We start from the raw sequence: 13,124 nt of genomic DNA, 5'->3' as shown, positions 1-13,124 counted from the left end.
GGCCTCGTGGGCCGTTCGCTAAAGAGTTAGATGCTGAGTACTTTGTCGCCACGGGCAATGCCGGTGACGCCACTGCGCACAGTTTCTAGAATCGACGCGGTGCCGATGGCCTGGATGAAGCTGTCCAGCTTGTCGCTCGTGCCGGCCAGCTGAATGGTGTAGACGCTGCTGGTCACATCGACGATCTGCCCGCGGAAGATGTCAGTGGTGCGCTTGACCTCGGCGCGCTGAGCGCCGGTGGCCTTGACCTTCACCAACATCAGCTCACGCTCGATGTGAGCGCTTTCCGACAGGTTCACCAGCTTGACCACTTCGATCAGCTTGTTGAGGTTCTTGGTGATCTGCTCGACCACATCGTCATGGCCGATGGTGGTCAACGTCAGACGCGACAGAGTCGGGTCTTCGGTCGGCGCTACCGTCAGGCTTTCAATGTTGTAGTTGCGCTGGGAAAACAGACCAACGATGCGCGACAGGGCGCCCGGTTCGTTTTCCAGCAACAGGGAGATGATATGGCGCATGTTCAGGTCCGCTCCGTCTTGCTCAGCCACATATCGCGCATCGCACCGCCGCGGATCTGCATTGGGTAGACGTGCTCACTGGTATCCACGGCGATGTCGAGGAACACCAGACGGTTCTTCATGGCGAAAGCCTCTTCCATTTTCGGCTTGAGGTCTTTCAGGTCGGTGATGCGGATACCCACATGGCCATAGGCTTCGGCCAGTTTGACGAAGTCTGGCAACGACTCCATGTACGAGTGCGAGTAGCGGCTGCTGTATTGCATGTCCTGCCATTGGCGAACCATGCCCAACGCACCGTTGTTGAGGTTGATGATCTTCACCGGCAGGTCGTACTGCAGGCAGGTCGACAGCTCCTGGATATTCATCTGGATGCTGCCCTCACCGGTCACGCAGGCCACATCGTTATCCGGGAAGTTCAGCTTGACGCCCATCGCGGCAGGGAAACCGAAGCCCATGGTGCCCAGGCCACCGGAGTTGATCCAGCGATTGGGCTTGTTGAACTTGTAGTACTGCGCGGCGAACATCTGGTGCTGGCCCACGTCCGAGGTGATGTAGGCATCGCCCTTGGTCACTTCGTACAGGGTTTCGATGACGGTCTGCGGCTTGATGATGCTGCCGTCGCCCTTGTCATACGGGAAGATGCCGCGGTTGCCACGCCATTCCTCGATCTGCTTCCACCAGGCAGCCTGAGCATCCTTGTCCTGGGTCTCGTCGATTTCCTTGAGCGTGGCAACCATCTCGGTCAACACGCTATCGACCGGACCGACGATTGGGATATCAGCCTTCACGGTCTTGGAGATCGAAGCCGGGTCGATATCGATGTGGATGATCTTAGCGTTCGGGCAGAACTTGGCTGCGGTCTCGCCATTGATCACGCGGTCATCGAAACGTGCGCCGACAGCGAGGATGACATCCGCATGGTGCATGGCCAGGTTGGCGGTGTAGCTGCCGTGCATACCCAGCATGCCAACGAACTGACGATCATCGCCAGGGTAGGCACCCAGGCCCATCAGGGTGTTGGTCACGGGCACATTGAGTGTACGAGCCAGCTCGGTCAGTTGCGCCGAAGCACCACCGAGGACCACGCCACCACCGGCATAGATGATCGGGCGCTTGGCCGCCAGCAACATTTCTGCTGCTTTACGGATCTGCCCCGAGTGCCCGCGCAAAGCCGGGCTGTACGAACGCAGCTTCACCTTCTTCGGATAGCTGTATTCGAACTTCTGGGTCGGATCGCCCATGTCCTTCGGAATATCAACGACCACCGGGCCAGGGCGCCCGGACTGGGCGAGATAGAAGGCCTTCTTGATCACCTCAGGGATTTCCGAGGGATGCTTGATGATGAAGCTGTGCTTCACGATCGGACGTGACACACCCACCATGTCGGTTTCCTGGAATGCATCGGTACCGACCACGGTGCTAGGCACCTGACCGGAGATGATTACCATGGGAATCGAGTCCATGTAGGCAGTAGCAATGCCTGTGATGGCATTGGTCGCACCCGGGCCGGAGGTCACCAGCACCACGCCGGCTTTGCCGGTCGCGCGCGCATAGCCGTCAGCCATGTGGGTAGCGGCCTGTTCATGACGCACCAGAATATGGGTCACTTCCGGTTCTTTGAACAGGGCATCGTAAATATGCAGGAGAGCACCACCCGGGTACCCATAGATATACTTAACGCCTTCGTCACGCAGCGAGCGGACGACCATTTCAGCGCCGGATAAAAGCTCCACGTTTTTCACCTCTAGAACGCCAGATTACCGCCCGCAAACAAGAGCGGTTCGTTAGGTTTACTGCCAGGCAGAGCATGAGCGACGGTGGTCGCCGACTACGTCAGCTACTGAACTGAGCAAGTATTGGGAATGCCCCTGAATGTTGCGGAGTATTCCCACCCAGCGCGAGGTAACGCGTTGCGGGTGAAACAAGTCGGCGCGGGTGTGCACCTCATGGTCTGCTGAGAAAAGCCTGCTTGCGGCGGACCCACTACAGCGGACTCCGAATTCTTCGGATTCATGGCCCGCAAGTCAAGTAATCCGTTACAGAATCTTCCATCTATAGCTGTGACACGGCGCAGGATGACGTTCCACGAGTTTTGGTTATAGTAACCACCAGGTCCCGCAGCCAATAAAGGAAACACCATGCGTCGCATGATTCTCACGGGCAGCCTGCTGCTCGCCCTGAGCGCAACAGCTATGGCAGGCCAGGTTTACAAATGGGTAGATGACCAGGGTCGCACTCACTTCGGCTCACAGCCACCGGAAGGTCAGCCGGCCACCTCGATCAACACTGCCGTCCCGCCAGCCAAACCCGCTACACCACCACCGAGCCTGACCACACAGACCGAAGGGGAAAAGGAGCAGGAGGCCATTGACAAGAAGGTGAGGCAGGACGTGGCCAAGCAGGAAGCCGAGCGCAAGCAGTTCTGCCAGACCGTCAGAACCAACCTTGCCCAACTGCAGAACAATCCACGCCTGCGCGCAGAGGTCGGCGGCGAAACGCGTCGCCTGACCGAGGAAGAACGCCAGGCACGCATCGCCGAGAACGAGAAGGCTATTCGCGAAAACTGCAAATAAGGGTGTCTACCTGCCCGGAGTCCCGGGCAGGTCTTAAGACGACAACAGCCGGTCGAAGGCGGCCAACGCCTGCAACAAAGGCGCGACTTGCCGCTCCTGCCCCCGGTAGACCTCTTCAGCCATGTCATGAATACCGGAAGCGGTGGGCAGCGACTGCTCAGCCTCGATCAGCAGTTTCATCCGCGGCAGCATTACCCACTGCAACCATTGCTCGAACGACAGCGTATCGATGCTGAACGGCTGCGTGCTGGCCAGCGCCTGTGCGGAAGGCGGGACATGCTCCCACCAGCCCAGCGCCCGTAGCTCCCGCTCGATCAGCAGCAGCTGCTCAGCCAGCAATGGCAAGCGCCCATCCATCAGAGACTCACTCGCGCCCGCTCACGCGCCTGCGCGGCACCTGCCGCATCGCCCTGCCGCTCCAGCGACTGAGCAATCAGCCCCCACAGGCTGGCCTGCAGTGTGGGACGGCCATTGGCCAGGGTCAGCCCACGACGAGCCAATTGCTCGGCCTGGGCTGCATCCCCCTGAGCCAGACGCACCTCAGCAAGTCGGTACAGCACTTGCGGCTCACGTGGCGCAATACGCTGGGCCCGCTCAAGACTGGAAGACGCACCATTCAGATCACCGCCGCTCTGTTGCTGCTGAGCAGTACTCAGCAATGCCAGGATCGGTCCATCCAGTTGCTCATCGGCAGACAACCCACCCGCCGACGGGATACCACTCGGCGTGCTTGGCGCACTGTAGGTACCCGCACTGGAAATTGGCCCGATGGTCAGCGGCGCACTGGTGATCGGTGCAGGCTGCGCCGCACTGCCCGCAGGGAAGCTCTGGATCGGCGTGGACGATGTGCCACCCGGCACCATCACCACAACGCCGGAATCCTCAGGCAAGCTCCGAGGTTGGGTGGCGCGAGCCGGCTGCTGATAACCGCCACCACCTTCCAGTTGATCATCCGCCGCGAGCGAACCGCTGGAGTCGATAACAGGAATGGAACCCCGCGGCACAGTGGCGCAACCGCTCATCATTACCGACGCCATCACGGCGCACATCCACCACTTGCCCATTTGCATCCTCTCTGTAGGCGAACTCAATTGAGCCAGCCTTTTACCCAATCCATAACCGACTCAGATGGCGACTCTGGGCCGCCACATGCAGCACCCTGTACGGGCTCACTGCCGCGAATATACGGTATCTGTACTGCATTCGGGCAGCCGGCCGCCGAGCCCTGCCCACTGCTCGCATCCACCCAGGCCTGCGTCACGTTATCCGGTTGCGGCATGTCCAGCGGCAGCGGGTCCGCCTTGACCATGAAGCTGGTCCAAACCTGCAATGCCCCGCTCGCACCGGTCAGTGGTGTCTTGCCATTGTCATCACGCCCCAACCACACCACGGCCAGCAGATCCTGGCTGAAACCAGCGAACCAGCTGTCCCGCGAATCGTTGGTGGTGCCCGTCTTGCCCGCCAGCGTCAGATTACGCGGCAGTTGGCTGTACACAGAGCGCCCAGTCCCTTCGCGCATGACGCGCTGCATGGCGTTCTGTACCAGGTAGATCGCACCGGTATCGAAGCGCTGCTGAACCTGGAACGGATAACGCTTGAGCGGCTGCCCCTCAGCGGTCAACACACTACGGATCCCGCGCAATGGCGTGTTGAACCCGCCATTCGCCAACGTTTGGTACATCGTCGCCACTTCCATCGGCGTCAATGCCCCAGCCCCCAGCAGCATCGACGGATACGCTGGCCACTCGCGGCTGACACCCAGTCGCTCAAGGGTTTTGAGCACATTGGGCACCCCCAGTTCCAAACCCAGCTTGGCGGTCGACAGGTTGTAGGAGTTGGCGAGCCCCTGATAGAGATGAATGGTGCCATGGGCCTGGCGATCATAGTTCTGGGGGGTCCAGACCTGTCCATCCTGGCCCTTCACGGAGAACGGTTCATCCGCAATCCAGGTGGTCAAGGTGTACTGGCTCGGCCGCTCGAGCGCCGTGAGGTAGACCGCTGGTTTGATCAACGAGCCAATCGGCCGCACCGCATCGAGTGCACGGTTGAAGCCGGCAAAGCGCGGCTGACGGCTGCCGATCATGGCCTGTACTTCGCCATTCTCCGGATTGGTTACCACCATCGCGGCCTCAACCTCATCCACCCCCTTGCGCCCGCCCAGGCGCTTGAGCGTCTCACTCAGGGCTGCCTCGGACTTGATCTGCAGGATCGGATCGAAACTGGTGAAGATGCGCAGCCCTTCCTCGGTCAGGTCTTCGTCGCGGTAGTCCTGGCGTAACTGGCGCTTGACCAGATCCAGGAAACCGGGGAACGAGCTGTCCGCCAGACTGCCACGCGTCGTAACCCCCAGTGGCTTCTGCTTGGCGGCCTCCGCCTCGGCTTCGGTAACCGTGCCCTGCTGCGCAAGGAGGTCGAGTACCAGATTGCGCCGCTCCAGCGCACGCTCGGGATAACGCCGCGGGTTGTAGTAGGTCGGCCCCTTGACCATGCCGACCAACAGCGCCACTTGATGCAGTTTCAGCTCACTCAATGGCTGGCTGAAGAAATACTGACTGGCCAGGCCGAAACCGTGCACGGCACGCTGCCCGTCCTGCCCGAGGAACACCTCGTTCAGGTAAGCCTCAAGAATCTCCCGCTTGTCGTAATGCAACTCCAGCAACACCGCCATCATGGCTTCGGTAGCCTTACGCGACAGGCTGCGCTCGTTGGTCAGGTAGAAGTTCTTGACCAACTGCTGGGTCAGGGTACTGCCACCCTGACGTAACTGACCGGCAGTCGCGTTGATCCAGACGGCACGGGCGATCCCTTTCGGCGACACACCGAAATGATTGAAGAACTCACGGTCCTCAACCGCCACCAGCGTTTCCACCAGGTAGGCCGGCGCCTGTTCCAGCTTGATCAGGATGCGATCTTCGTGGTGGGCCGGATAAAGCCCGCCGATCAGCAGGGGCTCCATGCGCGCGACATCCAGCTTGCTGCCATTGGCCTGGTCGAGGCCCGCCACGTAGTCGCCGGAGAAGCGCACGCGCAAACGCTGTGCTGGCTCGGCGCCTTCGTAGAACTGGAAGCCGCGTGTATGCAGGTCGATCACATTGCCATTGACCACCGCCGCGCCCGGACCGTCAGCCGCACTCTCGCGGCGATAGCCCAGCGCATCGAGTTCAGTGAGGAAATCCTGCTTGGCCAGTTTTTGTCCGACGAACAGCTCCAGCGGCCGCGCATAAACCTTGGCCGGGACCGTCCAGCGCTTGCCGGAAAACTTCTCCTGGACCACCGCATCCAGATAAACGGCAAAGCCGGCGAGCACCACCAGCCCGACCAATGCGAGTTTCAGGACCCAGCCAAGCCAGGGACGAGAGCCACCAGAGCGGCGTTTGGCGCGAGCGCGCGGAGTTCGGGAACGTGTCATGGCCGCGCATTATACGCACTTTACCCTGGGTCGACAGGCACGCACCGGCGGTTTGCACTGCGCCGCACAGCAGCCATAATGCGCCCTCCGAAATACCAGAACAAAAGGATTGACCGTGAGCCAAGCACTGATTGCAGCCCTGCAAAACCCGGCCCTCTATCCGCATCCGGTAGACGGTTTCCAGGTTATCGAGACGCATATCTCCTGGGTTCTGCTCACCGGCCCCTTTGCCTACAAGATCAAGAAGCCGGTCAACTTCGGCTTCCTCGACTTCTCGACACTCGACGCTCGCCAACATTTCTGCGGTGAGGAACTGCGCCTCAACCAGCGCCTGACCACCGACCTGTATCTGGACGTGCTACCGATTACCGGCAGTGAAGCCGAACCACAGCTCAACGGCACCGGCCCGGCCATCGAATATGTACTGAAGATGCGCCAGTTCCCGCAGAGCCAACTGCTCAGCGACGTGCAAGCTCGCGGCGAACTGACACCCGCGCATATCGACGCACTGGCCAAGCAGATCGCTGACTTTCACGTCCAGACGCCGGCAGTCCCTGCTGATCATCCCCTCAGTGCTCCACAGTCTATCGTCGCCCCCATGCGGCAGAACTTCGAGCAGATCCGCCCCCTGCTCAACGATGCCAACGACCTGCTGCAGCTGGAGGCACTGGAAGCCTGGACCGAAGCCAGCTTCAGCCGGCTGGAACCTCTGCTGGCCAAGCGTGCCGAAAACGGTGCCATTCGCGAATGCCATGGCGATATCCACCTGGGCAACGCCACGCTGCTCGATGGCCAGGTTGTACTGTTCGACTGCATCGAGTTCAACGAACCCTTCCGCCTGATCGACACCGCATCCGACGCCGCCTTCCTGGCCATGGACCTGGAAGACCGTGGGCTCAAGCCGCTGTCGCGCCGTTTTGTCAGTGCCTGGCTGGAGCGCAGCGGTGACTACGCCGCACTCGAGCTGCTCAACTTCTATAAGGCATATCGGGCACTGGTGCGCGCCAAGGTCAATCTGTTCCGCATCGGCCAGGAACAGGATGCCGTGCAGCGCGCCGTGATCCTGCGCGTCTACCGCAGCTATGCCAACCTGGCTGAAAGCTATAGCGCCATCCCTTCGCCCTTCCTGGCCATCACCCACGGCGTTTCAGCGGTAGGCAAGAGCAACGTCGCCATGCGCCTGGTCGAAGCGCTGGGTGCCATTCGCATTCGCTCCGATGTCGAGCGCAAGCGCATTTACGGTGAGCAGCCCTCCGAGCAAAAAGGCGAGCTGCAGGCCGGCATCTATAGCTCCGATGCCAGCACCGCAACTTATGAGCGCCTGCATCAACTGGCAGACAGCGCACTGCAAGCCGGCTTCCCCGTCGTACTCGATGCAGCCTATCTGAAGCGCGAACAACGCGCCGCCGCCTGGCAGGTTGCCGAGAACAATGGTGACCCGTTTCTGATCCTCGACTGCCAGGCACCGCAGGAAGTGCTCGTCGCCCGCCTGCAACAGCGCCAGACCGAAGCAGACGATCCATCCGATGCAACGTCGGCAGTGATTGATGCCCAACTGGCCAGCCGCGAGCCATTGAGCGCAGACGAACAGGCCTACAGCAAACTCGTCAACACCCATGACAGCGGCAGCCTGGACGGCCTGGTCAGCAGCATTCGCCTGCGCCTACCCGGGCTCTGAAGGTGATCGGTCAGGCTTGCGTGGAGCTTCTATACTCAGCGCAAGCCCTGACCGGATGCCTGCCATGAGCCAACCACGCCAGCTCGACAATCCGCTGTATCGCTTGCTGCGTAGCGAAGACATTGCCAGCTTCAATACCAGCAAGCCTGCCGAGGGGCTGATCGACCTCCGTGGCGGCGACTTCCGGGGCCTCGATCTTCGCCTGCTGGACGCCGCCCAGATCGACTTTACCGACGCCTACTTCCGCGGTGCCGACTTGCGCGGGCTGGACTTGCGCCACGCCTGCCTGGAAGGAGCCAGCATTGCCCATGCGCAGATCTCCGGCGCCTACTTCCCGGTAGAGCTGACAGCCGACGAAGTGCTCATGTCGCTCAATTTCGGTACCCGGCTGCGCTACAAAACCCACTGAGCCTCCCCCCTTCCTCCGCGCATCGTGGAACAGACACTGCCGATCAACCGCCGTGCATGAGCACGCGCTTGCGCCAACGCCAAATGATGCATGCCCCGGCGTTTTATCCACAGCCCGCTACACTTGCACGCAGAGTCACCCAAGCCGCAGAGCAATGCAGGGAGGCGTAATGACCGATGAACTGCAACACCTGAAGAACCTGGGCAAGACCTCAGCGCAATGGCTGCATGCCGTCGGCATCCACAATGCCAGTGATTTGCGGCGGCTGGGTGCCGTGGACGCTTACCGCGCCGTTCGCGCCCGTGGCTTTCGGGCCTCGAAGGTACTGCTGTATGCCATCGAAGGCGCCCTGCTCGACATCCACTGGAATGATCTGCCCCCTGCCCATAAAGCCGAACTGAACGGTCAGGTTGACTCATCGCAAGCGAGCAACAAGAGCTAGCTCACAACCTCCAGTCGCCGAGATTTACCTGGATCGCGGCGCGCCCTATTGTTGGCAGGACGTGCGTGCCTTATCGTCAGCCCAGCCAGTTCAAGGAATCAGAGTCATGTACCTACTCGGGGAGCAACCGGCCTACGCCGATCAGTTGATCCAACGCCTGCAGAGCATTCCCGCACAATTGCTCGAGGGCCTGCAGCCTAGCGGTCCGCCCCTGCGCTTGGAACAGGTCGATGATCTGGCGAAGACCCTGCCTGGCAACCAACTGTTCATCATCGAAAATGGCTTGCTGCACGCGCTGGTCGACGAACGCCCGCTGTTCTATCTCCAGGAAGGTGATCTGGTGGGTCTGCGCCAAGGCATCGACCTCCCGACCTGCCGCTACAGCAGTGAGGAAGCCCTCAGCCTGGTGCCCTACTGCCGCGCCGAGGTGTTCAAGCACATCTACAGCAGCGAGGCACGTCAGGAACAGTTCGTTCAGTACCTGATCGGCCATACCGCCCTGCTATCCGATGCGCTGGCCCGCCTCAAGCAGCCGGAAATCCGCCCGGCCACCGGTTTCCAGCATTTTGCGGCCGGGGAAGAACTGATCCATCAAGGCGATGATGCCGACCACGTGTTCGTCATCATCGAGGGCCATGCCGAAGCCCATGTCGACGGACAAAAAGTCGGTGACGTGCAGAAAGACGAGATTTTCGGCGCCATGGCCGTGTTCACACGTGAGAAGCGCAGCGCCACGGTCATTGCCAGCGAACCCTGCACGGTCATGGTGATTCCCAAGGAACAATTCCTCAGCCTGATGCAGAGCAATCCGCGCATCGCGCACAGCCTGATCGAAAGCATGGCGCGGCGCATTGACCTGCTGAACAAGGAAGTCACTCAACTGCGCGTACCGCACGAGTCAGCCTGACCAACACGCACGACAACAGACCCCGGCCATGCGCCGGGGTCTTTGTTTCCGGGGCCTCGCGAGCCAATCGAAAATAATTCTCAAAAAGGCATTGACCAAATAATGAGAATTGTTATTATTACCACAACTGGTCGCGAGATCAGTCGATAAGCTGGAAATCCAAGCAGTCGGGCTTTCAGATTATCTCCTCATCAGGCTAATCACGGTTATTGACCCGGCATCTTTGCCGGGTCTTTTTTTTGTGCCGAATTTACCTGCCCCGCCAGGTTTGAAGCCTGTGCGGTAGCGCGTCGAAGCGCATCCAGACGATTTCCACACCAACACCTGCGCCTGGGCACGGTCTACCTGATAAATCTCAACAGGAAGCCCGCCATGCCATTGCTACGTCTTGCTCTTGCAATGCTGCTTGCCAGCACCTTGTTCGGTTGCAGCAGCTTTGCCCTGCGCGACCCGGTGCGTATCGATCTGGTCGGCCTGGAACCACTGGCGGGTCAGGGACTGGAAGTACGCTTTGCCGCCAAGCTGCGCGTGCAAAACCCGAACGACCAGACCATCACCTACAACGGCGTGGCCCTGGAGCTGGATATCAATGGCCAGCCACTGGCGCGTGGGGTGAGTGATCAAGGTGGAGAAGTGCCACGCTTCGGGGAAGCAGTCATCAGCGTGCCCATCTCCATCTCCGCCTTCTCGGTTGTGCGCCAGGCCTGGGGCGCAGCAGGCCACACGCCGGGGCAGAGCATCCCGTATGTGCTGCGCGGCAAACTGGCCAGCGGCCTCTTCGGCACCACACGCTTCAGTGATAGCGGCATGCTCGACTGGCCCCAGCCACTCGAAGGGCCTTATGCCCCCTGAGCCTGCTCCTCAGGATCAGCAGCTTTCTCGCCCAGGTTCTTGCCGCCCCTGGCATGGTGCTCGATGACTGCATTCAGCTCGGCGCCGAATAACAGCACAGCGGAAGAAATGTACAGATACAGCAGAAAGATGATGATCGCGCCGATGCTGCCGTAGGTGGCGTTGTAGTTGGAGAAGTTCTGCGCGTAATAACCGAAGCCCAGAGACGCCAGAATCCACACCACCACCGCCAGCACCGAACCGGGCGTAATGAAGCGAAACTTCTGCTGCACGTCCGGCGCCAGGTAATACACCGCAGCCACCACCGCGATCAGCATGGCCACGGCTACCGGCCAGCGCAGCCAGGCCCACAGCACCAGCACCGTATGCTCAAGCCCGACCTGATGCGCCAGCCAGGCCATCACCTGAGGCCCGGTGACCATCAACGCCGCAGCGCTCAACAGTAGCCCGGCCACCACGATGATGTAGATCACCGACAGCGGGATGCGCTTCCAGGCCGGCCGAGCATCCACCACGCCATATGCCTTGTTCATCGCCGCCATGGTTGAGCGCACCGCTGCGGACGACGTCCACAGCGCCAACAGGATACCTACGGAAAACAGCCCGGCCTTCTGTGTCTGCAACTGATCGATGACCGGGTTGACCAACTCCAGCGCCGCCTGTGGCAATACCAGCTCGGCTTGCTGACGCAGCCAGTCGAAGAACGGCTGCATGTCGAGCACGCTGATGATGGCGATCAGGAACAGCAGAAAGGGGAATAACGAAAAGAACAGCTGAAAGGCCAATGCCGACGCGTAGGTCGGCAACTCGTCATCAATGAACTTGGTGACCGTGTCCTTGGTGATCGCCCATAGGGAAACACCGCGTAGATCAGGAAATAACATGCCGCCTCCACGTATCCATACCCATCAGTCTGCTGGATTGGAACGGCATGATGGCAGATCGGTTCGACCGAAAACGCCCGCGCTGCAACGCGGCCAGAACAAGGACGGCCCGAAAGCGGTTAAAACCCTATACACTACGCGGCTTTTCCAGCCACCCGAGGACCCGCCGTGAGCACGCTGCCCCCCTGCCCTGCTTGTAACTCCGAATACACCTACGAGGACGGCGCCCAGCTGGTTTGCCCTGAATGCGCCCACGAGTGGTCGGCTACCGACACGGCTGACGCAGCAGCAGAAGGCGAAAAAGTGATCAAGGATGCCGTCGGCAACGTGCTGCAGGACGGCGATACCGTCAGCGTGATCAAGGACCTCAAGGTCAAAGGCTCGTCATTGGTGGTCAAGGTTGGTACCAAGGTCAAAGGCATTCGCCTGTGCGATGGCGACCACGATATCGACTGCAAGATCGACGGGATCGGCGCGATGAAGCTCAAGTCCGAGTTCGTGAAAAAGGTCTGAGCCACTCAGCCAAAAAAAGCTCGGCACATGCCGGGCTTTTTTATTTTCCGCAGGGTGCGCCCTACTGTACGGGCAGGAAGTTGAGAAACAGCAGGCTCTGCGCGTAGTTCACGCTCAGGCGGCGGTAGCGCTCGTCGAGCACATCGGTGACCAGGTCAAGCCGCGCGACGATCTTGCCGAACTCCACGGCGAAGCTCAGGTTGCGCCCGTCCACCGATATCTCGTTGGACAACAGCCAGGGCTTGCCCTGCTGGTCCATGCGCGTCGCCAGCATCCAGGTGGCCTTCTCGATATTACGGGCGGCGTTGTGGATGAACTGCGCATCCAGCGAATCGGTCATGTAGAACTCGGTGCGCCCGCCATGGGCAGTAACCAGCATGCTACCCAGCGCATAGATGAAGGCGCCGACCCGGTCGCCCTGGTACTCGGGGCTTAATGCATAGCTGAGTGCCGCCACATCCTTGCGGTCACCCAGATCGGGCAGCGGCCTGTTCTGCTCGATGGCCATCTGCACTTCATGCTCGGCAGCCTCGATGCTCGGCAGCCCGGTCTTGCGCCACTCGCGGGGATTACGCCGGTACAGCTTGTCCATCAGGCGATAGAGGCTATTGAGGTTGTTGCGCATGCCGATGGTCGCCATGCGGTCGGAGTGGGTCTGGAAAAACTCCGTGGCCTTGATCGGGCTTTTGTTGCCGACGATGGCGGCATGATCCTGGTGCCGGGCACAGCCGCTGGCACCGGCAAAAAGCAGAAGGAACACCAGCCAGGACGGCAAATAACGGGCCGTCCGCAGCGGGTAGACAACGCGACAGGCACCGGCCAATACCCCGTATCCAGGCATCACCCGCCAAATGGCTCGAGCACTTCTGTTCCCACACTCCATGAATAGAACAACCATCCGCGCCTGGGCAGTAGGGTCAAACTAACCATAAAAATATG

General features: G+C 60.5%; 14 protein-coding genes. 7 read left to right on the top strand and 7 right to left on the bottom strand.

Translation table 11 applies throughout. The annotated features are described in order from the left end of the window. Positions 1–26: 26 nt before the first annotated feature. Both ilvN and ACWPW0_RS05090 read right to left on the bottom strand, forming a co-directional pair. On the bottom strand, positions 27–518 hold the full coding sequence (ilvN, locus tag ACWPW0_RS05095; RefSeq protein WP_447589611.1) for an acetolactate synthase small subunit: 492 nt from the start codon (positions 516–518) through the stop codon (positions 27–29). Between the two features lie 2 nt (positions 519–520). After that, the gene (locus tag ACWPW0_RS05090; protein WP_447589609.1) at positions 521–2,251 is read right to left on the bottom strand and encodes an acetolactate synthase 3 large subunit; all 1,731 of its coding nucleotides are present in this window, start codon (positions 2,249–2,251) and stop codon (positions 521–523) included. 405 nt (positions 2,252–2,656) lie between these two features. On the opposite strand from ACWPW0_RS05090, the gene ACWPW0_RS05085 reads away from it, so the two are divergent. Next, a complete protein-coding gene (locus ACWPW0_RS05085) occupies positions 2,657–3,091 on the top strand; it encodes a DUF4124 domain-containing protein (RefSeq protein ID WP_447589607.1) in 435 nt (144 codons plus the stop codon). A 33-nt stretch (positions 3,092–3,124) separates the two neighbouring features. On the opposite strand, the gene ACWPW0_RS05080 is transcribed toward ACWPW0_RS05085, so the two are convergent. The 3 genes from ACWPW0_RS05080 to mrcB are packed head-to-tail and all read right to left on the bottom strand — an operon-like array spanning position 3,125 to position 6,500. Next, positions 3,125–3,448: a YqcC family protein gene (locus ACWPW0_RS05080; RefSeq protein ID WP_454254626.1), complete on the bottom strand. Its 324-nt coding sequence runs from the start codon at positions 3,446–3,448 to the stop codon at positions 3,125–3,127. Then, entirely contained in the window at positions 3,448–4,155 is a 708-nt protein-coding gene (locus ACWPW0_RS05075; protein ID WP_454254625.1) for a tetratricopeptide repeat protein, read from the bottom strand. The genes ACWPW0_RS05080 and ACWPW0_RS05075 overlap by 1 nt, the downstream gene beginning before the upstream one ends. Before the next feature lie 23 nt (positions 4,156–4,178). Further along, positions 4,179–6,500 (bottom strand): penicillin-binding protein 1B, encoded by a 2,322-nt coding sequence (gene mrcB, locus ACWPW0_RS05070; RefSeq protein WP_454254624.1) that lies wholly within the window; start codon positions 6,498–6,500, stop codon positions 4,179–4,181. 115 nt (positions 6,501–6,615) lie between these two features. Between mrcB and ACWPW0_RS05065 the strand changes: the two genes are divergently transcribed. The 5 genes from ACWPW0_RS05065 (at position 6,616) to ACWPW0_RS05045 (ending at position 10,788) form a co-directional block, all read left to right on the top strand. Next, positions 6,616–8,178, top strand: coding sequence for a bifunctional aminoglycoside phosphotransferase/ATP-binding protein (locus ACWPW0_RS05065; protein WP_454254623.1), 1,563 nt, complete (start codon positions 6,616–6,618; stop codon positions 8,176–8,178). A 64-nt stretch (positions 8,179–8,242) separates the two neighbouring features. Then, positions 8,243–8,587 carry a pentapeptide repeat-containing protein gene (locus ACWPW0_RS05060; protein WP_447589597.1) on the top strand — a complete coding sequence of 115 codons (345 nt, stop codon included), beginning with the start codon at positions 8,243–8,245 and terminating at the stop codon, positions 8,585–8,587. A 169-nt stretch (positions 8,588–8,756) separates the two neighbouring features. Further along, on the top strand, positions 8,757–9,029 hold the full coding sequence (locus ACWPW0_RS05055; RefSeq protein WP_447589595.1) for a TfoX/Sxy family protein: 273 nt from the start codon (positions 8,757–8,759) through the stop codon (positions 9,027–9,029). A 106-nt stretch (positions 9,030–9,135) separates the two neighbouring features. Next, on the top strand, positions 9,136–9,936 hold the full coding sequence (locus tag ACWPW0_RS05050) for a cyclic nucleotide-binding domain-containing protein (RefSeq protein ID WP_447589594.1): 801 nt from the start codon (positions 9,136–9,138) through the stop codon (positions 9,934–9,936). Positions 9,937–10,308: 372 nt separating this feature from the next. Then, a complete protein-coding gene (locus ACWPW0_RS05045; protein WP_454254622.1) occupies positions 10,309–10,788 on the top strand; it encodes an LEA type 2 family protein in 480 nt (159 codons plus the stop codon). On the opposite strand, the gene ACWPW0_RS05040 is transcribed toward ACWPW0_RS05045, so the two are convergent. Then, the gene (locus ACWPW0_RS05040) at positions 10,776–11,672 is read right to left on the bottom strand and encodes a YihY/virulence factor BrkB family protein (protein WP_447589590.1); all 897 of its coding nucleotides are present in this window, start codon (positions 11,670–11,672) and stop codon (positions 10,776–10,778) included. The genes ACWPW0_RS05045 and ACWPW0_RS05040 overlap by 13 nt on opposite strands. Before the next feature lie 168 nt (positions 11,673–11,840). Here ACWPW0_RS05040 and ACWPW0_RS05035 point away from each other — a divergent pair, with 168 nt between their 5' ends. Further along, on the top strand, positions 11,841–12,185 hold the full coding sequence (locus tag ACWPW0_RS05035) for a zinc ribbon domain-containing protein YjdM (protein ID WP_454254621.1): 345 nt from the start codon (positions 11,841–11,843) through the stop codon (positions 12,183–12,185). A 61-nt stretch (positions 12,186–12,246) separates the two neighbouring features. On the opposite strand, the gene ACWPW0_RS05030 is transcribed toward ACWPW0_RS05035, so the two are convergent. Then, complete coding sequence (locus tag ACWPW0_RS05030) at positions 12,247–13,026, bottom strand: hypothetical protein (RefSeq protein ID WP_454254620.1); 780 nt, start codon at positions 13,024–13,026, stop codon at positions 12,247–12,249. Positions 13,027–13,124: the final 98 nt, after the last annotated feature.

This window comes from Pseudomonas sp. Marseille-Q8238, assembly GCF_965111915.1.
This window is presented reverse-complemented; position numbering and strand designations above follow the sequence as displayed.

Coding starts and splice junctions, on each gene's coding strand:
- ACWPW0_RS05030 (WP_454254620.1), bottom strand. CDS start 13,026: ATGCCTGGATACGGGGTATTGGCCGGTGCCTGTCGCGTTGTCTACCCG.
- ACWPW0_RS05040 (WP_447589590.1), bottom strand. CDS start 11,672: ATGTTATTTCCTGATCTACGCGGTGTTTCCCTATGGGCGATCACCAAG.
- ilvN (WP_447589611.1), bottom strand. CDS start 518: ATGCGCCATATCATCTCCCTGTTGCTGGAAAACGAACCGGGCGCCCTG.
- ACWPW0_RS05085 (WP_447589607.1), top strand. CDS start 2,657: ATGCGTCGCATGATTCTCACGGGCAGCCTGCTGCTCGCCCTGAGCGCA.
- ACWPW0_RS05055 (WP_447589595.1), top strand. CDS start 8,757: ATGACCGATGAACTGCAACACCTGAAGAACCTGGGCAAGACCTCAGCG.
- ACWPW0_RS05080 (WP_454254626.1), bottom strand. CDS start 3,448: ATGGATGGGCGCTTGCCATTGCTGGCTGAGCAGCTGCTGCTGATCGAG.
- ACWPW0_RS05045 (WP_454254622.1), top strand. CDS start 10,309: ATGCCATTGCTACGTCTTGCTCTTGCAATGCTGCTTGCCAGCACCTTG.
- mrcB (WP_454254624.1), bottom strand. CDS start 6,500: ATGACACGTTCCCGAACTCCGCGCGCTCGCGCCAAACGCCGCTCTGGT.
- ACWPW0_RS05060 (WP_447589597.1), top strand. CDS start 8,243: ATGAGCCAACCACGCCAGCTCGACAATCCGCTGTATCGCTTGCTGCGT.
- ACWPW0_RS05075 (WP_454254625.1), bottom strand. CDS start 4,155: ATGGGCAAGTGGTGGATGTGCGCCGTGATGGCGTCGGTAATGATGAGC.
- ACWPW0_RS05050 (WP_447589594.1), top strand. CDS start 9,136: ATGTACCTACTCGGGGAGCAACCGGCCTACGCCGATCAGTTGATCCAA.